Source organism: Terrisporobacter mayombei, assembly GCF_020748465.1.
Classification (GTDB): domain Bacteria; phylum Bacillota; class Clostridia; order Peptostreptococcales; family Peptostreptococcaceae; genus Terrisporobacter; species Terrisporobacter mayombei.
Genome location: NZ_JAHZMP010000002.1, coordinates 738171 through 758823, shown reverse-complemented (window position 1 = coordinate 758823; position 20653 = coordinate 738171). Strand labels below are relative to the sequence as shown.

At 28.1% G+C, this 20653-nt stretch carries 23 protein-coding genes; 16 read left to right on the top strand and 7 right to left on the bottom strand.

Annotated elements, in window-relative coordinates; all coding sequences use genetic code 11:
• Nucleotides 1–5 precede the first annotated feature (5 nt).
• The 7 genes from K0039_RS10245 to K0039_RS10215 all read left to right on the top strand — a co-directional run bounded on the left by K0039_RS10245 (nt 6) and on the right by K0039_RS10215 (nt 5651).
• Nucleotides 6–1223, top strand: a complete 1218-nt coding sequence (locus K0039_RS10245) for a BaiN/RdsA family NAD(P)/FAD-dependent oxidoreductase (protein WP_228104955.1) — start codon at nt 6–8, stop codon at nt 1221–1223.
• A gap of 45 nt (nt 1224–1268) precedes the next feature.
• Nucleotides 1269–1916, top strand: coding sequence for a (d)CMP kinase (gene cmk / locus K0039_RS10240; protein WP_228104954.1), 648 nt, complete (start codon nt 1269–1271; stop codon nt 1914–1916).
• Nucleotides 1917–1929: 13 nt separating this feature from the next.
• Nucleotides 1930–2520, top strand: coding sequence for a lysophospholipid acyltransferase family protein (locus K0039_RS10235; protein WP_331476741.1), 591 nt, complete (start codon nt 1930–1932; stop codon nt 2518–2520).
• Between the two features lie 10 nt (nt 2521–2530).
• On the top strand, nt 2531–3373 hold the full coding sequence (locus K0039_RS10230; RefSeq protein ID WP_228104952.1) for a 4-hydroxy-3-methylbut-2-enyl diphosphate reductase: 843 nt from the start codon (nt 2531–2533) through the stop codon (nt 3371–3373).
• Nucleotides 3374–3468: 95 nt separating this feature from the next.
• Nucleotides 3469–4182, top strand: a complete 714-nt coding sequence (locus tag K0039_RS10225; protein ID WP_228104951.1) for a DUF5131 family protein — start codon at nt 3469–3471, stop codon at nt 4180–4182.
• Nucleotides 4183–4203: 21 nt separating this feature from the next.
• Complete coding sequence (locus tag K0039_RS10220; protein ID WP_228104950.1) at nt 4204–5226, top strand: DmpA family aminopeptidase; 1023 nt, start codon at nt 4204–4206, stop codon at nt 5224–5226.
• Nucleotides 5227–5309: 83 nt separating this feature from the next.
• Nucleotides 5310–5651 carry a DUF6054 family protein gene (locus K0039_RS10215; protein ID WP_228104949.1) on the top strand — a complete coding sequence of 114 codons (342 nt, stop codon included), beginning with the start codon at nt 5310–5312 and terminating at the stop codon, nt 5649–5651.
• Nucleotides 5652–5786: 135 nt separating this feature from the next.
• On the opposite strand, the gene K0039_RS10210 is transcribed toward K0039_RS10215, so the two are convergent.
• Nucleotides 5787–6449 (bottom strand): chloramphenicol acetyltransferase, encoded by a 663-nt coding sequence (locus tag K0039_RS10210; protein ID WP_228104948.1) that lies wholly within the window; start codon nt 6447–6449, stop codon nt 5787–5789.
• A 197-nt stretch (nt 6450–6646) separates the two neighbouring features.
• Here K0039_RS10210 and K0039_RS10205 point away from each other — a divergent pair, with 197 nt between their 5' ends.
• Together K0039_RS10205 and K0039_RS10200 are read left to right on the top strand one after the other, a co-directional pair.
• On the top strand, nt 6647–7312 hold the full coding sequence (locus tag K0039_RS10205; protein WP_228104947.1) for a YkgJ family cysteine cluster protein: 666 nt from the start codon (nt 6647–6649) through the stop codon (nt 7310–7312).
• Between the two features lie 168 nt (nt 7313–7480).
• A complete protein-coding gene (locus tag K0039_RS10200; RefSeq protein WP_228104946.1) occupies nt 7481–8449 on the top strand; it encodes an alpha/beta hydrolase in 969 nt (322 codons plus the stop codon).
• Nucleotides 8450–8608: 159 nt separating this feature from the next.
• Here K0039_RS10200 and K0039_RS10195 read toward each other — a convergent pair whose 3' ends face one another.
• Nucleotides 8609–9490: a collagen-like domain-containing protein gene (locus K0039_RS10195; RefSeq protein ID WP_228104945.1), complete on the bottom strand. Its 882-nt coding sequence runs from the start codon at nt 9488–9490 to the stop codon at nt 8609–8611.
• Between the two features lie 175 nt (nt 9491–9665).
• On the opposite strand from K0039_RS10195, the gene K0039_RS10190 reads away from it, so the two are divergent.
• Nucleotides 9666–10544 (top strand): LysR family transcriptional regulator, encoded by an 879-nt coding sequence (locus K0039_RS10190; protein WP_228104944.1) that lies wholly within the window; start codon nt 9666–9668, stop codon nt 10542–10544.
• A 26-nt stretch (nt 10545–10570) separates the two neighbouring features.
• On the opposite strand, the gene K0039_RS10185 is transcribed toward K0039_RS10190, so the two are convergent.
• Nucleotides 10571–11146, bottom strand: a complete 576-nt coding sequence (locus tag K0039_RS10185) for a chromate transporter (RefSeq protein ID WP_228104943.1) — start codon at nt 11144–11146, stop codon at nt 10571–10573.
• Nucleotides 11137–11739, bottom strand: a complete 603-nt coding sequence (locus K0039_RS10180) for a chromate transporter (protein WP_228104942.1) — start codon at nt 11737–11739, stop codon at nt 11137–11139. Before K0039_RS10180 ends, K0039_RS10185 begins: the two co-directional genes overlap by 10 nt.
• 260 nt (nt 11740–11999) lie before the next feature.
• Here K0039_RS10180 and K0039_RS10175 point away from each other — a divergent pair, with 260 nt between their 5' ends.
• Nucleotides 12000–12548 carry an N-acetyltransferase gene (locus K0039_RS10175; protein WP_228104941.1) on the top strand — a complete coding sequence of 183 codons (549 nt, stop codon included), beginning with the start codon at nt 12000–12002 and terminating at the stop codon, nt 12546–12548.
• A gap of 127 nt (nt 12549–12675) precedes the next feature.
• Here the strand turns inward: K0039_RS10175 and K0039_RS10170 are convergent, their stop codons facing one another.
• Nucleotides 12676–14052 carry a peptide MFS transporter gene (locus K0039_RS10170; RefSeq protein WP_331476740.1) on the bottom strand — a complete coding sequence of 459 codons (1377 nt, stop codon included), beginning with the start codon at nt 14050–14052 and terminating at the stop codon, nt 12676–12678.
• A 293-nt stretch (nt 14053–14345) separates the two neighbouring features.
• Here K0039_RS10170 and K0039_RS10165 point away from each other — a divergent pair, with 293 nt between their 5' ends.
• The gene (locus tag K0039_RS10165; protein WP_228104940.1) at nt 14346–15314 is read left to right on the top strand and encodes a magnesium transporter CorA family protein; all 969 of its coding nucleotides are present in this window, start codon (nt 14346–14348) and stop codon (nt 15312–15314) included.
• Between the two features lie 564 nt (nt 15315–15878).
• Here the strand turns inward: K0039_RS10165 and K0039_RS10160 are convergent.
• On the bottom strand, nt 15879–17003 hold the full coding sequence (locus K0039_RS10160) for a tyrosine-type recombinase/integrase (RefSeq protein WP_228104939.1): 1125 nt from the start codon (nt 17001–17003) through the stop codon (nt 15879–15881).
• A 584-nt stretch (nt 17004–17587) separates the two neighbouring features.
• On the opposite strand from K0039_RS10160, the gene K0039_RS10155 reads away from it, so the two are divergent.
• The 3 genes from K0039_RS10155 (at nt 17588) to K0039_RS10145 (ending at nt 19515) form a co-directional block, all read left to right on the top strand.
• Nucleotides 17588–17920 (top strand): Fe-S cluster assembly protein HesB, encoded by a 333-nt coding sequence (locus K0039_RS10155; RefSeq protein WP_228104938.1) that lies wholly within the window; start codon nt 17588–17590, stop codon nt 17918–17920.
• Nucleotides 17921–17987: 67 nt separating this feature from the next.
• Complete coding sequence (trmB, locus tag K0039_RS10150; RefSeq protein ID WP_228104937.1) at nt 17988–18644, top strand: tRNA (guanosine(46)-N7)-methyltransferase TrmB; 657 nt, start codon at nt 17988–17990, stop codon at nt 18642–18644.
• Nucleotides 18645–18777: 133 nt separating this feature from the next.
• Nucleotides 18778–19515, top strand: a complete 738-nt coding sequence (locus K0039_RS10145; protein ID WP_228104936.1) for a cadherin repeat domain-containing protein — start codon at nt 18778–18780, stop codon at nt 19513–19515.
• A gap of 22 nt (nt 19516–19537) precedes the next feature.
• Here the strand turns inward: K0039_RS10145 and K0039_RS10140 are convergent, their stop codons facing one another.
• On the bottom strand, nt 19538–19804 hold the full coding sequence (locus K0039_RS10140; protein WP_228104935.1) for a hypothetical protein: 267 nt from the start codon (nt 19802–19804) through the stop codon (nt 19538–19540).
• Nucleotides 19805–20012: 208 nt separating this feature from the next.
• Here K0039_RS10140 and K0039_RS10135 point away from each other — a divergent pair, with 208 nt between their 5' ends.
• Nucleotides 20013–20609, top strand: coding sequence for a hypothetical protein (locus tag K0039_RS10135; protein WP_228104934.1), 597 nt, complete (start codon nt 20013–20015; stop codon nt 20607–20609).
• Nucleotides 20610–20653: the final 44 nt, after the last annotated feature.

Below are 20653 nucleotides of genomic sequence, written 5' to 3'. Positions count from 1 at the left end.
ATATAATGTCAAAAGTAATAGTAGTAGGTGGAGGTCCATCAGGAATGATGGCAGCACTTGTAGCTTCTAAAAACTCTCATGAAGTTACCTTAATAGAGAGAAATGAGGAACTAGGAAAGAAGCTTAAGCTTACTGGTGGTGGAAGATGTAATATTACAAATAAAAGATACATTGAAGACTTTTTCGATAAAGTTGTGACAAATAAAAAGTTCTTATACAGCGCCCTTTATTCATTTACCAATGAAGACTTATTAAGCTTCTTAGACGAAAGCAACCTTGAATACAAAGTAGAAGAACATAATGATTATAAGGTTTATACAAGAAGTGATAAGGCAACTGAGCTTATCAATAAATTTAAAGACTTACTAATAGAAAATAATATAAAAGTACTTTATAATAGCAAGGTAGTAGATTTAATTATAAATGAAAACAATAAAATAGAAGGTATTGTTTTAGATAATAATACTAAAGTTCTTGGAGACAAAGTAATAATATCAACAGGTGGAAAAAGTCATTCTAAAACTGGATCTGATGGCACAATGCATAAAATATTATCAAAACATGGTCATACTGTAACTAATACTTATCCTGCTTTATCACCTTTAAAAATTAAAGAAGATTGGACAAGAAGATTACAGGGTATATCTTTAAAAGATATAGAAATATCATGCAAAATTAAAAAGAAAAAAATATGCAAAAGAGGAGACATGCTCTTTGCTCATTTTGGGATAACAGGACCAGTAGTACTTATCATATCATCTTATATTAACAAAAACTTAGAAAATGAATCTGTAGAACTAAATGTTGACGTTTTACCAGATGTAACAAGAGAAGAAATAAGTAAGATTATGAGAGAAAATCCTAATAAAAACATTGCAAATAACTTAAAATCCATATTACCACTTAACTTTTTAAAAGAAATTTTAGATTTATTAAATCTTAGTGAAACAAAACCTAATGAATTAACTAAAGAAAATGAAATTAAAATTATTGATTATATAAAAAATATGAAGCTAACTACAAATTCAACTTTAGGAATACAAGTTTCAATGGTAACAAGTGGTGGTGTATCTGTTAAAGAAATTAATGCTTCTTCAATGGAGTCTAAAATAATAGAAGACTTATATTTTACAGGAGAAGTAATAGATGTAGATGCAGAAACTGGAGGATATAATCTTCAAATAGCTTTCTCAACAGGTTATTTAGCAGGTATAAGTTTATAGCTTAAGCTAAAATACTTTAAATAAGAACAAAATAGGAGAAATAATATGAATAATTTAGTGATAGCAATAGATGGACCAGCAGGAGCTGGAAAAAGTACAATAGCAAAAATAATAGCAGACAAATTAAACATAAACTATATAGATACAGGAGCTATGTATAGAGCTGTAACTTTAAAATGTTTACAAAATAAAGTAAATATAGAAAATGAAGATGAAGTAATAGAATTGACAAAGAAAACAGAAATAGACTTCAAAGACAACAATATCTACTTAGATGGAAAAGTAGTAAATGAAGAAATAAGAACAATAGAAGTAACTAATAATGTATCTAATGTTGCAAAAATAAAAGAAGTTAGATGCTTAATGGTAGACGTACAAAGAGAAATAGGTACAAGAAACTCTGTTATACTTGATGGAAGAGATATAGGTTCATATGTTTTCCCAAATGCTGATTATAAATTCTTCCTTATAGCTACACCTGAAGAAAGAGGCGCTAGAAGATATAAAGAATTAATAGCAAAAGGTGTTGAAGTTAAACTTCAAGATGTAATAGATGATATAATTAAAAGAGACGAGATAGATTCTTCTAGAGAGTTTGCTCCTCTAGTTAAAGCAGAAGATGCCATAGAAATCGATACTACTGGTAAGAGTATAGATGATGTGGTTGAATCAGTTTTAAATAAAATTAAATAAGGGAGAGATGCATTTGAGTTTTTATAAATTTGTTTTAAGTGTATTTAGATTATATAGTAAAGTATTTTACAAATACGAAGTAATTGGGGCAGAAAATATTCCTGATGAAGGAAATATAATATTGGCAGCCAATCATAAATCTAACTTAGATCCTATTTTTGTGGCATCAGCTGTAAAAAATAGAAAAGTTGCTACTATAGGAAAAAAGGAATTATTTAATAACAAAATATTAGCAAAAATTTTAGATAAATTATGTGTTATACCAATAGATAGAGATAACCCATCAATATCTACTATAAAAACTATTCTAAAAAAATTAAAAGAAGGCTATGCTATTGGTATATTTCCAGAAGGAACTAGAGTAAAAGGAAATGCATTTGGTGATGCCAAAGCTGGTTTAGCTTTATTTGCTATTAAAGGAAAAGCTAATGTTATTCCTATATCTATAATATCAGGTTATAGCTTATTCAATAAGGTTACAATCTACATCGATAAACCAATTTCATTTGAAGAATATTATAAGCAAAAGCTAAGTGCAGATGATTATGAAAGATTATCTGGAGATGTGCTTGAAGTAATTAAAGATAATTATTATAAAAAATAGGAGATTTGTTATGAAGGTTAGAATAGCAGAAAATGCAGGATTTTGTTTTGGTGTTAAAAGAGCTATGAACATGGCTTGGGATGAGCTAGAAAACAAGACTAGTGATAGTGTATATTCCCTAGGTCCTCTTATTCATAATAAGCAAGCCGTAGATCGATATAAAGAAAAAGGATTAATGGAGATGGATTCATTAGATAAAATCCCTAATGATAGTAAGCTTATAATCAGATCTCATGGTATTAGTAAAAAAATATACACTGAGTCTAAATCAAAAAATATGGATATAGTAGATACAACTTGTCCATTTGTAAAAAAAATACACGACATAGTTAGAGAGTTTTCTAATAAAGGTTGTAAAATTATAATCGTTGGTAATGCTACTCATCCAGAAATAGTAGGGATTAATGGATGGTGTGACAATGATGCTATAATAATAAATAGTGAAGAAGAAGTTGATAATATAACATTTAATAGTAATGATAAATACTGTGTTGTTAGCCAAACAACTGCTAACTTAGAATCTTTTGATAAAATTGTTTCTAAGTTAAAAAGTAAAATACAAGACTTAACTGTTAATAATACAATCTGCTCTGCTACAAAAGAAAGACAACTGTCAGCTACAGAGTTAGCAAAAGAAGTTGATTGTATGGTAGTAATTGGAGGAAAACATAGTTCTAATACTCAAAAACTTGTAAATATATGTAAGAATATAGTACCTACTTTTTCCATTGAAACTAAAGAAGAATTGGAAAAAAGTAAGTTAGAAAAATTTAAAGTTGCAGGTGTAACTGCAGGAGCTTCCACACCTGATTGGATAATAGATGAGGTAATAGAATACTTAAAAGAAATATAGTATAAATAAATCCACTAATTTATTAGTTTTAATAAATTAGTGGATTTTTCATATTATAATGAAGATAAATAAGTATTTTTATGGAGGAAATTTATATGGCTATGTGGGATCCTTGGCGTGGTTGTAAAAAGTGCAGCGATGGTTGTAAATATTGTTATATTCATAAAGGAGATTATAAAAGAAATATAAATACTAACGAAATAATCAAAACTAATGATTTTTACAAACCTATAGAAAAATTTAAAAATGGGAATTATAAAATAAAATCAGGTACTGTATATTTATGCTTCTCTTCTGATTTTTTAATTGAAGAAGCAGATTCCTGGAGAGATGAATGTTGGAAAATGATAAAAGAAAGAAGTGATTTAAAATTCTTGTTTTTAACTAAGAGAATAGATAGATTTGAAAATTGTGTTCCAAAAGACTGGAATGACGGTTATGATAATGTAATTGTATGTTGTACCATAGAAAATCAGAAAAATGCTGATTATAAATTATCTATTTTTAAAGATTTACCTATAAAACATAAATGTATTACAGCTCAACCTCTAATAGAAAAAATAAATATAGAAAAATATTTGAATGATATTGAACTTGTTGTAGCAGGTGGAGAATCCGACTATAATGCAAGACCTTTAGATTATGACTGGGTACTTGATATTAGAAACCAATGTATAAAAGCAAATGTTAACTTTGAGTTTAGACAATGTGGAACATACTTTATAAAAGATAAGAAGATGTACAAACTTCAAGTTAAAGATTTATGTAAACAAGCAAAATTAGCAAACATAAATTATACAAAGAAATAAAGGGGTTAAAGGAGGAATTTCATGGGGATTGATAAAAATAGCAGTATAAAAATAGGAAAAATTAAAAAAGGTAATAAGAATCTAATTACAGATGTAAAAGGTATTAAGGTAGGACATGTAACATTAAATTCTAAAAATATAAAAACAGGTGTCACTGCCATATTGCCACATGAAAATAATATATTTAAAGAAAAAGTAATGGCAGCAAGTTATGTTATAAATGGATTTGGCAAAAGTGTAGGACTTATTCAAATAGACGAACTGGGAACTTTAGAGACACCAATAATACTTACAAACACACTAAGTGTGGGAACATGCACTACAACACTGATTAAATATATGTTAGAAAACAATGAGGATATTGGTGTAACTACAGGAACAGTAAATCCTGTTGTCATGGAGTGTAATGATGGATATTTAAATGATATTAGAGGCTTGCATATTAAAGAAGAACATGTAAAAGAAGCTATAGAAAATACATCTGTAGATTTTAAAGAAGGATGTGTTGGAGCTGGCATGGGTATGAGTTGCTATGAATTAAAAGGGGGAATAGGATCATCTTCAAGAGTTGTTTACCTAGATCATAAAGAATTCACAGTAGGCAGCTTAGTTCTTACAAATTTAGGTCTAAAAGGTGATTTAATTTTGGATAATAAGAATATAGGTAAAAATATAAATACTATGGACAATTATGAAAAAGAAAATGGCTCTATAATAATTATCCTAGCTACAGATATTCCTCTTAGTGAAAGACAGTTAAAAAGAGTAGCTAAAAGAGCAAGTGTGTCTCTTGCTAGAACTGGGTCATATTTAGGCAATGGTAGTGGAGATATTGTTCTTGCTTTTACTACTGCTAATAAAGTACCTCATTATAAAAATAATGATATTATCTCTTTAAGTATGATCCATGATGATGAAATAGATAAAGTATTTAGGGCAGTTGTTGAATCGGTAGAGGAATCCATTATAAGTTCTATGTTACATGCAACTACAGTTGTAGGTAGAGATTGTCATACTAGAAAAAGTATAAATGAGTGCTTATAAATATATTTTAATTTATATGCAAGTATTAATAATTAATTCATAATTACAATAATAAAAAGTTTACAAGTAAGGGGGAGAGTAAATTGAACTCAGATAATTTCAAAGTTAATTTATCTCTTAGGGATACGCTATCTAAACTAGATTTTGGCATAGTTAAAGAAAGTGTAACTGGAGAAAAAATAGATTATCATATAATAGCAGGTAATGAAGATAATGGTGCTATATTATTAGTATATGAAAAATACTTCCAGAGAGTAGGAAATAGGATAACACTGACAATTGTTTTAGATAATATAAATGGACCAACAGAAGTCCATTCCATTGGAGGAGGAGCTGCACAAGGTATGTTTTTCAAATTTGATTTGGGTGCTAGTGAAAGCTTTACATCTTTACCAAGAGAGATTCTTAGTAAGTATATTGTATAAGTACAGAAATGCTGATAGAGATGTAACAACTGAAATAATAAATAAAGATAACTTTAACTTTTTTATGAAATGAGTATAGATATGAATTTATCTATACTCATTTCATAAGTAAATAACAATTGCCTCGCCTGCTTGTTATTCCATCCAACTTTCCGGTGAATTCATATATTCTTGGAATTTCTCTAAAAATAACCCAACATGGTATCCATCTGCCACAGCATGATGAACTGTAATAGAAAAAGGCATCATTTTTCTTTTATCTTTTTCAAAAAACTTTCCTCCTTGTAGAATAGGATAATAGGTAGTCAAAGGTGAAAATGGAACAGGAGTATAGCTAGAAAATTCTATCCATGGTAACATGCCTATCATAAAGCTATTTTGTGGAGCCATTTCAGTTTTAGCCATAGGTTCATGATTATCACCATATTTATTTTGATCATCCATATAATTTTTATAGAAGATATCAAAATCATCATCATATTCTGTCCACATATTTGACATAGTATTATCATCTTTATGCAAAATAGCATAAGACGGATGTAAAACTTCATAGTAACCTAGTTCACCATCTAAAGAAGCAACTCTAAATTCCTTCATTTCACTTACTACCCTTGAAGCAACATATAAATAAGCTGGGAAAAATTTTCTCTGTTTAGTTTTTACCATATTATAGGCATTAGTAATATCAATATTTACACTAATACTGTATCCTGTTGGCAACAATTTTGTAAAATAATAAAAATATTGAGATCTATCCCACTTCTTTAAATCTATTTTATGAAAATTCTCATTCGACATTTGTATCCCTTATTTCTTAATCTGCCTTATAAAACAAGTATATGATAAAATTTTTCACTTTGTAATCTATGCTCCGTAGAGTCTAACTCTATTAAAAGTAGATTTTGTTTCTATATATAAATATGTTAAATTGTAATAATATTTTTAGTATAATAAAATAGAATTAAAGATATAACAAGGAGTGAAAATTAAAATACATGAGATCTATAAATATATTAGAAGAAATTTCAGATGGAAAACTATATGATATAGAAGATATGGTAAAAGCAGATACATATGGTTGTAATGGATGTAGTGATTGTTGCAAAGATGTTGGAGATTTAGTAGTGCTTACACCTTTTGATGTACATGAAATGGTTAACTATTTAGGTATTGAATTTAATGAATTATTGGGAGATAAAATTGAACTTCGTCAAAATAATAAAATTTTACTACCATATTTAAAAATGCAGGATGAAAATAAGAATTGTAGTTTTTTAGACCAAGAAGGTAGATGTATGATTCATTCTAAACGACCAAATATTTGTCGTTTATTCCCCCTTGGAAGAGTGTATAAAAATAATGACTTTAAGTACTTTTTACAAGTAGGAAATTGTCCTAAAAAAGATTTGAAAGGTGTTAAGGTAAGAAATTGGGTTGGAATCGAAAATTATGATAAAAATAAACAGTTTACCTTAGAGTGGTATAAATTTATTAAAGCACTAACTTTCCGTTTGAAATTTGTGAGAGATGAAAAGGAAGTTGAAGAATTTAACCAAATTTTATTAGATAGCTGTTATGGTATTAAGATAAATGAAGAAGATTTTTATTTTGAATTTCTAAAATATTTACCTGAAATAAAAAATAGATTGGGGATTATTTAGTAAAATAAGAAGATAAAAAGGGCGTATCAAAAAAGATACGCCCTTAAAATTGCTTTTTACTATGCAAACAGTATGATAAATCATATTTTACCATACAATAGATAAAACCAAATAAATATTAAAATAGATTTAGAAAAGTTTTTATTATTCATGAAGGAGGAGTTCATAATGAGAGTGACACCAGATATGATAGATAAACAGCTTCGTTTAAAAGGTAAACTCATGAGTAAATTTGTTCGTTATAATAGCCCTAAAGATTTTAGAAATAATAATAAAATAGTGGAAAAATTATATAAAGGCAAGGATAGTAAAAAAATGATTTGTGAGGAAAGGTATATTACTAAGAGAGATGGTGAGATAATTAGGGTGTGTATATACAAACCAATTGATTTTAAGCCAAATGCTACAGGTCTTTTGTGGATACATGGTGGAGGATACGCCATGAGTATTCCAGAACAAAATATGTATTATTTTGAAAACTTTACTTCTGTTGCAAATTGTGTAATAGTTGCTCCTGATTATACTCATTCAATAGTAAGACCATATCCAGCAGCCTTTACTGACTGTTATGATATTCTTTGTTGGATGAAAGCCAATGCAAATAAGTTAGGAATTAGAGATGATCAACTGTTTATTGGAGGAGAAAGTTGTGGAGGTGGAATGACTGCCGCAATAAGTCTTTATGCAAGAGATACTAAAGAGGTGAATATTGCCTTCCAAATGCCACTATATCCAATGTTAGATGACAAAATGAATACATACTCAGCTATAAATAATAATTCTCCTGTATGGGATTCTATAAATAACGATTTGGCATGGAGATTGTATCTAGATGATTTATTTGAAAGTAACAACGTACCAAAGTATGCAGCTCCAGCTAGAGAAGTTGATTATTCTAATCTTCCTCCTACTTTTTCTTTTGTTGGAGAAATAGAACCTTTTCATGATGAAACTGTACAATACATTAAAAATCTTCGACAAGCAGGAGTAAAAACGTATTTTTCTGTGTACAAAGGTTGTTATCATGGATTTGATACAGTTTGTCCTAAATCTAACAAAGGAAAGTCAGCAATGAATGATATGCTTAGAGTTTTTGAATATGCAACTAAAAATTATTTTGCGAAACAAGACAGTTAAATTATTACACTAAGTTTCTAACAAACAAAATTCTTATAATCAGTGTTAATGCATTATAAACAAAACAGATGGTTTAATATTTAATATAACAGACACCAAATAATTATTGTATTTGGTGTCTGTTAATCTTTTTAAGAATAAAAATTAATATATTATATACTAATTTTTATTTTGGTATTTTTTCTTCTTATATTCATATTCAGGTATTGGAGTAGGAACTACAGTTCCAGGAGTACCTGCTGGACCTTGTGGTCCTATTCCTCCTTTTGGACCCATTGGACCTGTTGGACCCGCTGGACCTGCTGGACCTGCTGGACCCATTGCTCCCATTGAACCTGCTGGACCCGCTGGACCCATTGGTCCTGTTTCACCTTTTGTTCCCTTACCTGATGCTCCAGGAGCACCTGCTGGACCCATTGGTCCCATTTCTCCTTTTGGTCCCATTGGACCCATTGGACCTGCTGGACCCATTGGACCTGCTTCACCTTTTGCCCCCTTACTTGATGCTCCAGGAGTACCGGCTGGACCCATTGGTCCCTTTGGACCTGCTGGACCTTGTGGTCCCATATTACCTTTTGGTCCATGAGGACCCATTGGACCCATTTCTCCTTTTGATCCTTTTGGTCCCATTGGACCTACTGGACCGGCTGGACCTTGAGCTCCAACACCACATAATGGGTTAACATAAACTTCCTTACCTAAATCTACATATTGAATAGCACTTAATTTAATATAGATAGGACCTTTTCCAGAACATGTTTTGCCCATAACAGCACATTGATTAACTTGGCAAACTTTTAATCTTAATATACAGTCACTACCTTCTAACTTTAACCCCACCATTTTACCAATAGAACATTTTAAAATATTAAAAATTTGAAAATCTCCACAATTTACAGGAACAACAAACATAGGGCAAGATGAAGAATCCATTTTACCAGAGCAGTAAACTTTTTTATTTTTACAAGTTTTATCTGCTTTTAGCTCCTGACATGAAGACATGTTGCAAGAATTACACTTATTTACACAATTTTTGTCCATAATAGTACACTCCATGTTGATAATATTTAGTAGAATTTCTACGTACTATATTTATATGATAAAAAGCATAAAATGTTTATTATAAATACCTAGATAAAGTAATTCATATATCTTTTTTATTAGTAAATAATTATAGTATACTTATAATAAAACAACAAAAATTGAGGAGTATATTATGACAATTAGGCATTTAAGAATATTTATAACCATAGTTGAATGTAAAACTATGAGAAAAGCAGCAGAAAAACTTTATATATCTCAGCCAGCAGTAAGCCAGGCAGTATCAGAATTAGAAAAATATTATGGTGTAAAATTATTTGAACGATTGTCTCAAAGACTTTATATAACAGAAGCAGGAAAAACTCTATTATCATATGCTAGGCATATTGTAAGTTCCTTTGAAGATATGGAAAGTGCTATGTTTGATGTATCATCCAGAATGACAATTAAAGTTGGAGGAAGTGTTTCTATAGGAACTACTATGTTAATAGACATTGTTGAAAAATTAGAAGAAGAGATTTCAGGTATAGATGTAAGAGTAACAGTAGATAACACCTCTACTATTGAAAATAAAGTTTGTCTTAGTGAGCTTGATTTAGCTATAGTAGAAGGTTGCCTTCAAAGTGATGAAATAATACAAATACCAGTGCATAATGATGAGTTAGTAATGGTAGTTGGAAAAAATCATTTATTTTGGGATAGACAGAGTATATCAATCTCAGAACTACACAATCAAGATGTAATATCAAGAGAAGAAGGAAGTACAAATAGAAATCAATTTGAGCAATTACTTATAGAAAATAAAATTAAAATAAATAAAAAATGGAGATGTACAAATACAGAAGCTATAAAAAATTTAGTTAAAAATGGAAAGGGAATAGCTATAATATCAAAACTATTAATAGAAAAAGAAATAGAAGATGGCAAGCTTAGAGTTTTAAATGTGGACAATCTTAAAGTTTTCCGTGAAAACAAATTAATTTATCATAAAAATAAATATATATCACCTCAAATGAAGAAGTTTATTGATATATGCACAAATAGGTATACCTAAAAAATTAGGTATACCTATTTTAACTTTTATATAATTGCTCCTTGAATTAAATACATTACAGTTCCAACAACACCACTTCCAAATATTATAGAAATAGCATTAGTTTTATGTTTTCTAAGCAGATATAAACACCCAACAAATAGTCCGAATTCAATTATTCTAAAATCGCCTAAATTTAAGCTTATTATATCTGAATTAAATAATGCTAGTAATAATATAGATGCACCAGCAGATCCTATTAAAGCTACAACAGCAGGTCTAAGTGATGACAGCACTGTTTGAACACCAGTAAAATTACGATATTTATAATAAAAATGTGCAAGGGTTAAGCAAATTATAAATGATGGTATTATACAACCAAGAGTACAAATAGTTGCGCCAAAAGGACCTGCAAGTCTAGTTCCAACAAATGTGGAAGAGTTAATTGAAATTGGCCCAGGTGTCATTTCTGCAATAGTTATCAAATCCGTAAATTCAGCAAGAGTCATAAGACCATGGACATTAACAATTTGATCTTGAATAAGTGGAATAGCTGCATAACCACCACCAACACTGAATAATCCTACTTGTAAAAAACTAAAAAATAATTTCATTAACAACATTGTTTTTGTCCTCCATTATGCCTTTTTTCTTTTTTCAAATTAACTATTAAATCAATTATACCTATAGCTAAACATGTTAATATAATAAGCATTGCGCTTACACCAAAGAAGTAAGTTGCAATAAATGATATAATCATCATAACTATATACATAATTCTCTTTGTTTTACATACGTTTTGAGCTAGATTTATAACAACATCAAATATAACTGCCGCAACACCTGCCCTCATTACTTGAAGCATAATTGCTATGTATGTATTAGTTCTGAACTGTGTATAAAATAATGAAATAAGAGATATGATTACCATCGGAGGAATAATTGTTCCAATAATTGCAACTAATGAACCTACAACTCCGTTCATACGATAACCTATAATAACTGATGCATTTACTGGAAGTGGACCAGGTGATGATTGTGTAATAGCTGTTATATCTAGCATTTCATCTTCCTCAAGCCATTGTAACTCTTCTACAAACTTTTTCTTCATAAGAGATACTATTACAAATCCTCCGCCGAATGTGCATGCACTAAGTACAAACATTGATTTAAATAAAATCCAAAGCCTTTCTGATTTCGATTGTTTTTCACTCATAATATTTACCTTCTTTCCATATTTACTATTAACTTAATTATATAAAACTAATAATGATGAGTAAAATACATATTAATTATAAAACCGATAACTAAATACTTATCACTATCATAAACTGTTTAAATCTTATATGAAAAGAGTAGCATAATTAAAATAAATATAGGAATAAAGGGTTTTATGTAGAAGTATATATATTTAGATACAGACATTATGATTTCATCTTTGTACTTAAAATAATATAAATTATTTGAGGTGATTATATGCCATGTAAAACTAAAGTTAATGAGGACGAAAAAATAATAAAAGAAATTTGTGAAAAACTAAATATACTCGTAAAAAAAATAGTACGTTTAGATCCAAGCTTTGTATATATAGGCTCAAAAGAGAAGGGCTATTACAGTATTTATAATAAGAATAACTATGGTAAGAGCATGGATTTAAGCTTAAATTTCAGATTGTATTACCCGGATAAAGAATCCTTCTATTATGATACAGAAGCTAAGTATTTAAAAAGTAAAGATCTTAATGAATATATTCAAAATAAATATAATGATAGTAAGTTACTTTATGCTAAAATAGAGTGGTTTTCTGTAAATCCAACTAGTAAGGGTATAGGTAGCAGATTAATAATTCATTTTATTGAAATATTAAAAAGCATAGAAAATATCGAATTTATCTTACTTTCTCCTAAAAATAATACTGCTAAAAATTTTTGGTCTACAAATAAATTCGTTGAAGAAGATTATTATATGGAACTTGATATAAGGGTAAAAAATACTGCTTGTAAAAGATTAGTTTACAAGTTTTAATATCATTTTATCTTAAACAATAGGATTTAAAATGTAAAAAAGTGCCTATTTTTACTTTTTCGAACATTTGTTCTTTAAGGTAAAAATAGTCACTTTTATTTACTTTTTTAAAAATAATACTATAAATTTATACCATTTCCTTAGCTTCATCCTTGAAATCTTCTAATAAAGATATTTTTTTATCTAGTACCCATATAACTGAACCACATAAAATTACTATTATAGCAACAATACCATAAGCATAAACAAATGAATACCCAGATAACATTTCATATAAATATCCGTATGTCTTTCCTGCTATAAATCTTGCCAACGGCCATACACCCATCATTAGACCTAACAATCTAGGAGGTGAAAATTTACTTATAAAGGACTTTCCAAGTGGAGCAAATACCATCTCTCCAATAGAAATTAATATTCCTACTGCTATTATCCACATTAAGCTAGCCTGTCCATCACCCCTTACTATTTCAGCTGTACACATAAGAATAAATGCTAATCCTAGTAACATCATTCCAATAGCAGTCTTTTTAAATATACTCATATCACCTTTTGATGACTTAGCATTTCTAGACCAAACTGCTGCTAATACTGGTCCTAAAATTATACAACAAAGCGAATTTAACGAATCAAACCAAGAAGAAGGGACTCTAAAGTTTCCTATTACCCAATTAACTTTATTAGCATAATCAAAATCAGGCCCCCAGTGATATAGAACTGGCATATAAGTTAAATACCAAACAATCCAAAATACTACAGAGAATACACTAAAAAGAACTATAGCTCCAATTTTTTTCTTATCTTCTAATGTAAGAGGAGTTCTATAATCTTTTGATACCTTCTTAGTATAAATTTTGTTTTCGTTTGCTTCAAATGGCTTTTCACCTATTTCTCCAAATGTGGCCTTACCTCCAAAATAAAACCATACAGCAGAAAGTAATAAGAGCAGAGCACATACTAAGAATGTTTTACCAAAACCTATTTTATAAGCTATAAAAGATACAATAAGTGTTCCTAGAAATGAACCCATATTAGCTATAGAGTATTGAATACTAAAGGCAGAGTCAAGTTGACTTTTATCTTTAAATAATCTGCCACTTATTCCAGCAATATTTCCTTTATATAAACCAGTACCAATGGATACAAGAAGGATCATACCACTTAAAAGTTCTGGTGATGACAATACAGATGCTTGGTATCCAAGCACGTAACCAGCACCCATAATTAAGGCTCCAAGAATAACGCATAGTCTAGGATTTATCCACCTATCTGCAATGTAGCCACCTAAAATAGGAGTTAGATAAGTAAAAGCTACTAAATTTGCAGTCATTTTTGCGCCATCAGCAGGTGTTAGTCCTAGACCTCCTTTTATGACTTCAGCCACAATAAATATAGCGATTAGCCATTTAGCTGAATAAAATGCCATACGTTCTAATGCATATGCTGAAGTACATACATAAAAGCCCATAGGATATTTATCTTTTGATTTCATTGATATTTGCATATTTCCTCCTTTTTTATTATTTTTCACAAAGTTTGTGAAATATGGTTATATTATACAATATAATTGTTTGCTTTCCAATAAAATGAACTAGTTATAGTGTATATTTAAACTCAAAAGAGCACTATAATAAGTAGTATATGTTATTGAAATTTTCATATTGATTCCCACCAAATCAGTTAACATAATAATATTATGGAAACTTTTTATCAAGGAAAGTCAATTGAGCAAACAATAATCAATACAATTTACCAATAGATACAATTTAGATTTTTACTAAGGAGAGAAATATATAAATGCATATATTAAACTTAAATACAAAGCAAGTAACTAAAAACATAGATGAAATCAATTTTAATAAAGACTACCATTTTATTGTATGTAATCCTTGGGAGTTAAAATTTTTCAAAGGCGCTTTAAGACTAAATAATGAAGTTTATAAAGATTGTCTTTCTTTTGATGATAAGGTAAGAGTTAATATCTTTGATGAATATATATTCTTCACTCTTGCTAATTTTCAAATATGCGAAGATGATCTTCTATTAGAGGAAATAAATATATTCTTATCTGAGAAATTCATACTGATAGTTCTTAGAAGGAAAAATGATATATATAAGGAAGTAAAGCAACTAATGTGTGAGACCTTCTATTATAAATCTAATCTTACTTTATCATTATTTATAATATACTCTAGTATTCTTAGAATTATAATTTCTAACCAATTTGAAAATTTAGAAAAAATAGAAGAAATTATTTTAGAGTTGGAAGATGATATTATCAATGAAGTAGGGGAGAATGTATCTAGTAAAATAAGCCATATAAGAGGTATATGTAGAAACTGTGTAAAAAACATTAGGCCTTTAACTTATATAATAGACACTTTACTAAAGGATGGTATGGAATTTTTCTCTGATGATAATCCTGATAATTTATACTTAGAAAAAGAATATGAGAAGCTTCTACAAGGATTAGATCTGTCCATAGACAAGCTTTATAATTTTTCATTAAACACTAGAGAACTAGCAGATAAACTTTTAGAAATATATTCTTCTAAAGTTTCAGAGAAAACGAATAGTCTAATAACTAAGCTTACTATATTTACAGGAACGGCTGTACCTATAAGTATAATTACAGGAATATATGGTATGAACTTTAAATACATGCCAGCGTTAACTTATGTACATGGTTATAAAATTACAATCTTTGTTATTCTATTAATAATAGTTACTAGTTTTATTATTTTTAAAAGAAAAAAATTTCTATGACAGCAAAAGTTACCATAATATTATTATGGTAACTTTTTTTCTTGTTAATCAAACATTATTTTTCATTTTTTAACAAAAACATCACACAAAACCTTAAAACTGATTTTAAGACATCGAAATCCTTATTCATATAATTGCCTTGAAATCATTTTATAAGTACCTTAAATGCGTTTTGAAAAGGTTAGATTTTTTATAATTTAATGTGATTTTAAAATAGTTTACATAATATAATTATGTAAATATAAATTTTACAAATGAAAGTCTACATAAAAATATTTATTAAAACTTTTTCATCAATCTTAATAAACCTTATTTTTAGTTTTTTAAATTTCTAAAACAAACAAAAAGTTACCATAATATTATTATAGTAACTTTTTATAATTATTTATTGTTTAATTTATGATATTTCTCACACGAGCTATTTAATGGCAATTTGAGAAAAAATACATCAATAATCAACAATTGATATTACATAAATATTATAACCATCTTAAAACTCTTTATATAAAGTTTGTTTTCTTATCTATTTTTGAGCGACAGAAATTTATTTTGCCTTTCCATGAACTAGCTCATTTTTCTATCTTTGTTAAATAGAGTGCTAGAGATCTTATCTGAAGCTTCTTGATCCATCTCTTTAAGAGCATGAGAATATATATTAAGAGTAGTATTAATATTCGAATGTCCAACTCTCTCAGAAATAACTTTTATAGGTACCTTGGCATCAATCAACAAAGTAACATGAGAGTGACGTAAATCATGAAATCTTATATGCTTTAAATTATTATCTTTTAAGAATAACCTAAATTTCTTGCTTAAAACATCTGGTGCTACAGGATTTAAGTTCTTATCATAGAATATAAGCTCTCTATGTGACTTTTCGCCTCTTAATTTTGCTGCCAATCTATCTTTTTTCAATTGTTTTAACATTAGAATTACTTCTTTTGGAGCTGAAATAGTTCTTATAGATGATTCAGTTTTAGGATCTTTCAATATAACTTCACCATCATTTCTAACTGTTATTTTATCTATTGTAATAGTAAAGTCGCTAAAGTCTACATTATTCCATGTAAGTCCTAGTATCTCTGATATTCTCAGGCCCAAACCGCCAGCAAGTACAATGGGTAATTCCATAGAAGTCCCGTAACATTTTTCTAATAGTTTTTGCATATCCTCTGCATTGTAAATCTCATTTTTATATTTTCTATTCTTTGGTACCTCTACAAATTGTACTGGATTTTCTTTAATAAGTTTTAATCTATAAGCTCTTTTAAGTGATAAATTAAGTACATTTAAGTGTACTTTTATAGTTTGTGGTGTGAGTAAATCAAGTAAATCGTCCACATAATCTTGCACATGTATAGGTTTAATTTCGCATAATTTTATATCTCCCAGTAGAGGAATTATATATTTTTTGCATATCCTTGTGTAAACCTTATAGGTAGTAATAGATAAATTTATCTTATATTTTTCTAAGAAATCCAATATGTAATCTTCCAAAACCATCTCATTTGGGACTAATAATTCATCATTATATATCTCTTCCTTAACTTCATTTAATCTCTTACTTGCATCTCTTTTTAGTGGATAAGAGCCCATGTTTTTCTGCTTTTTTTTATTAGTTTTTTTATCCAAATACTCTAAATAAACTATATAGTTTTTGCTTCTTTTTCTTATAAAAGCTGTACTCATTATTAATCTCCCTGTTTTTAATATCTAAATATTTATAAATATATTTTACCATAAATCCTAGAAAAAAAGTAAATATTTTACTGGTATACTACTGACATATACGTTTCAAAGCCCTATATTAACGTTGTAATTTCAATATTATTATATTTTTGGCATAAAAGTATATATTTTATGTCTTAAGAATTTAAATAATTCAAACCTAAGAGCAAAAACTCAAAAGATACATGTCTTATAATATTAATAACTATATAAAGAATGCTCTATAATCAAAATAACTATTTACTTACTACAAACAATACACAATATCATAGATTATCCATATATTAATATCGCTATAAGAGATACAACAAAAAGAAATGGGCACACGACAATAGCCTACTAAATCAAAAATATTCTATAAATAAAAACAATATAAGATTATATTATCAAAAGATTTTGTTAAAAATATAAATTAAACACTATAAGTAATAGCATAAAATTTACATATATATTTAAATATTTGAAAGCTTCTTATTTAAATAGTTTGGATTTTATTGTATACTTATATAAGATAACCAAACTACAAATAGAAAGGTGGATTAAATATGAAAGTATTAGCACCAGAATCAGCTATAAATGCTTTAAAAGAAATAATAGCCGATAACCAAGATAAACCAAATAATATAAGAGTATACTTTGCAGGTTTCGCTTGCTCAGGGCCAAACTTCGCTTTAGCTCTAGATAACGAAATAGAAGGCGAAGATGTATCTTGCGACGTAGAAGGAATTCACTTTATAATGAACCAAGATGAATTCTTAACATACGGAAATGTAATCATTCAAGAAATGCCAAACAGAGGATTTGTTGTTATGGTTGAAAATATGCCTTCTAACGGTGGCGGAGGTTGCTCTGGTTGTTCAGGCGGTTGCGACTGTTAATTATTTATATAGAGTACTAGTAAATTATCTAGTACTCTATTATTTTGTACTAAAGGAGTAGAGACAAGTGAGAAGAAGAAAGAAAAAAGGTTCAGACCTAAAATTATTAAGCCATGAGAAATATGTAAAAAATGAAGATATAGAAAGCTTAAAAGGACAGTGGAGTAAAGTATTCGGTAATGACAATGAAATACATGCAGAATTCGGAACGGGTAGAGGTAAATTTATCACTACTTTAGCAAAACTAAATCCCAATATAAATTATATTGCAATGGAAATCAAAGAAGAAGTATTATTAAAAGCCGTAGAAAAAGCTGCAAATGATAATTTAACAAATATAACTTTCATTTGGGGCAACGTTAATAGCATAGAAGATTACTTTGATAAAAATGAATTATCAAGAGTGTATATAAATTTCTGTGATCCATGGCCAAAGACGAGATGGGCAAAGAGAAGACTAACACATACAAACTTTTTACAAAAATATTACCACATCCTAAAAGAGAATGGAGAAGTACATTTTAAATCTGATAACGAGAAATTATTCGAATTTACTCTAAATCAATTTTGTAATAATCCATGGAAATTGAAAAATATTTCATTAGACTTAGCAAATAATGAAGATATAGACAATATCACAACAGAATATGAAGATAAGTTTATATCTCAAGGCTTAAAAATATATAGATGTGAAGCACAAAAAGTAGTAAATGCATTAAAATAAAGTTAAAACATAAAAACAAGTAGAAAAATACATTAATATATTGTACGAAAGTAGACATGAAATACAAGGGAATAAAAACCTTCCATAGAAATTTAGTAATATACTATTATTCTATGGGAGGTTTTTTTATTAAATGAAAATTTTAAAATTATGTTCATTATTTATATTATTAACACTATCTATGGGTTTAGTTCCACTAAAAAACGAAAACATACCTCTTACTAAGCAAGAATTAACTGATTTATTTCCAGATAGTGATTTTCGCGATGTAATATACGACTACTTCCCCAACGAAGAAATAACTTTATCAAAGTTAAAATCTTTAGATGGAGAGTTTTATGCCAGTAACGAAGGTATAGAAGATTTAACCGGTATATCAATATTAGAAAATATAGATACTTTTATATTTTGGAACAATGACATTAAAACATTACCTAGTGAAATTTTAAATCTAGAAAATGTAAAACACATAAATTTGGAGAATAACTATCTAACAGAAAATAAAGTGATTGATTTGTTGGAAAAGAGAAACGTGGATGTGGATCACGATTTAAATTTTATTCAATCTGAAAAGTCACAATATGAGTTATGTAGCAATAAAACTAAAATAACTCTAGATAAAAACGAAAAAATAAATATAAGAAGCTTATTGTATAAGTCAATAAATAACTATGCTAATTATTGGGAGCCTTCAAAAGATGTATCAAATGATTGTAAGCTATATATACAAACAAGTAATCCTGCAGTAACATCCATATCTAATGATAGTAATATTTCATTTACTAAGGATGGCATCTATTATATAGTTGTAAGTCTAAACACTAATAAATATACATCCTCTACAGTTATAATTAAAGCTATTGTAAAATAAAAAGGCTATAAGCCTTTTTATTTTAGAATAAATCAGTTTTTCTTCTAGTTATTATTAATCCCCATACAACTACTAGACAGTAAGTTATATATAAAGTCGTTTTAGCTTCTTCAACATCAATACTAAAGATCTCTTTAGTATCTGGTAAGACTACTAGAATAGAAGCAATAATAATCAAAACAGGATTAATTATTATTTGTCTTTCAGATCTAAATAATAATATATTACCTGCCCACATTACTGAAAACACAAGAAATAAAACTTTAAAAATAAATTCCATATTATTCATTCTTCTAATCTCCCCTCTACTCAGTAATATAACATATTAACCAAGTGAGTATTTGGCTTTATTAAAAAAACGCAAGCAATAAAGATTATATAACTTTTTACGTTAAATATAAAGATATTTTTAATTTTTCTTTCATATAATTTTATAATTAATATATTAATATACAGATTTATAATAATTTAATAATTTTTAAGAAGGGGATAGTTAGATGAAATTTTATCAATGGTATTCTCAAGCCTGTGGAGGCATTCTAGGAATAATATCTTGTATCTATTGCTATTTAAGAGGAGATTTACTTATCTATTCTAACTTGAATGGCAACTTTGATATAATTAGTTTTAACGGTATATTAGCAAGCTACATATTATACCCATTATGTTTTTTAACATTTATTATGGCAATAGTTATGGCATTACCAAACACCAGCAACAAAAAAATATTGAGTGTTGAAATAACAAAAATTAATTCTATTCTAATCTATTTAACTACACTAGTTGGTATCCTAGGTTGTAATGTTTATTTTATAATTCCAGCCTTGTTGCTACTAATAAAAGACTTAATGTATGCGTTTAAATACTGCAAATCAAAAATTAACAATAATCAAACATCAACAATTAAAAATAATGATATTGAGAAAGATAATCAAGAATTAAGTGATGCAAGTGAACAACTTTTATCTACAAAGACGGAAATGGCAATTAACCTTTTAAATAAAAATGCAAATATCAATTTTATAACAGAGGTAACAGGTTTATCAGAAGACTTTGTCTCAAATCTAAAAAGAGTAGACTTAACAAAAAAATAGTATAAAAATCACTTAAAATAATTTTCATACTATTTTAATCATCC

What these genes read in the sequence shown, in the direction of transcription:
- cmk (WP_228104954.1), top strand. Translation starts at nt 1,269, where the DNA reads ATGAATAATTTAGTGATAGCAATAGATGGACCAGCAGGAGCTGGAAAA.
- K0039_RS10225 (WP_228104951.1), top strand. Translation starts at nt 3,469, where the DNA reads ATGGCTATGTGGGATCCTTGGCGTGGTTGTAAAAAGTGCAGCGATGGT.
- K0039_RS10145 (WP_228104936.1), top strand. Translation starts at nt 18,778, where the DNA reads ATGAAAATTTTAAAATTATGTTCATTATTTATATTATTAACACTATCT.
- K0039_RS10195 (WP_228104945.1), bottom strand. Translation starts at nt 9,490, where the DNA reads ATGGACAAAAATTGTGTAAATAAGTGTAATTCTTGCAACATGTCTTCA.
- K0039_RS10185 (WP_228104943.1), bottom strand. Translation starts at nt 11,146, where the DNA reads ATGTTGTTAATGAAATTATTTTTTAGTTTTTTACAAGTAGGATTATTC.
- K0039_RS10205 (WP_228104947.1), top strand. Translation starts at nt 6,647, where the DNA reads ATGAGATCTATAAATATATTAGAAGAAATTTCAGATGGAAAACTATAT.
- K0039_RS10160 (WP_228104939.1), bottom strand. Translation starts at nt 17,003, where the DNA reads ATGAGTACAGCTTTTATAAGAAAAAGAAGCAAAAACTATATAGTTTAT.
- K0039_RS10180 (WP_228104942.1), bottom strand. Translation starts at nt 11,739, where the DNA reads ATGAGTGAAAAACAATCGAAATCAGAAAGGCTTTGGATTTTATTTAAA.
- K0039_RS10170 (WP_331476740.1), bottom strand. Translation starts at nt 14,052, where the DNA reads ATGCAAATATCAATGAAATCAAAAGATAAATATCCTATGGGCTTTTAT.
- K0039_RS10165 (WP_228104940.1), top strand. Translation starts at nt 14,346, where the DNA reads ATGCATATATTAAACTTAAATACAAAGCAAGTAACTAAAAACATAGAT.
- K0039_RS10190 (WP_228104944.1), top strand. Translation starts at nt 9,666, where the DNA reads ATGACAATTAGGCATTTAAGAATATTTATAACCATAGTTGAATGTAAA.
- K0039_RS10220 (WP_228104950.1), top strand. Translation starts at nt 4,204, where the DNA reads ATGGGGATTGATAAAAATAGCAGTATAAAAATAGGAAAAATTAAAAAA.
- K0039_RS10135 (WP_228104934.1), top strand. Translation starts at nt 20,013, where the DNA reads ATGAAATTTTATCAATGGTATTCTCAAGCCTGTGGAGGCATTCTAGGA.
- K0039_RS10245 (WP_228104955.1), top strand. Translation starts at nt 6, where the DNA reads ATGTCAAAAGTAATAGTAGTAGGTGGAGGTCCATCAGGAATGATGGCA.
- K0039_RS10155 (WP_228104938.1), top strand. Translation starts at nt 17,588, where the DNA reads ATGAAAGTATTAGCACCAGAATCAGCTATAAATGCTTTAAAAGAAATA.
- K0039_RS10200 (WP_228104946.1), top strand. Translation starts at nt 7,481, where the DNA reads ATGAGAGTGACACCAGATATGATAGATAAACAGCTTCGTTTAAAAGGT.
- K0039_RS10175 (WP_228104941.1), top strand. Translation starts at nt 12,000, where the DNA reads ATGCCATGTAAAACTAAAGTTAATGAGGACGAAAAAATAATAAAAGAA.
- K0039_RS10140 (WP_228104935.1), bottom strand. Translation starts at nt 19,804, where the DNA reads ATGAATAATATGGAATTTATTTTTAAAGTTTTATTTCTTGTGTTTTCA.
- K0039_RS10210 (WP_228104948.1), bottom strand. Translation starts at nt 6,449, where the DNA reads ATGTCGAATGAGAATTTTCATAAAATAGATTTAAAGAAGTGGGATAGA.
- K0039_RS10230 (WP_228104952.1), top strand. Translation starts at nt 2,531, where the DNA reads ATGAAGGTTAGAATAGCAGAAAATGCAGGATTTTGTTTTGGTGTTAAA.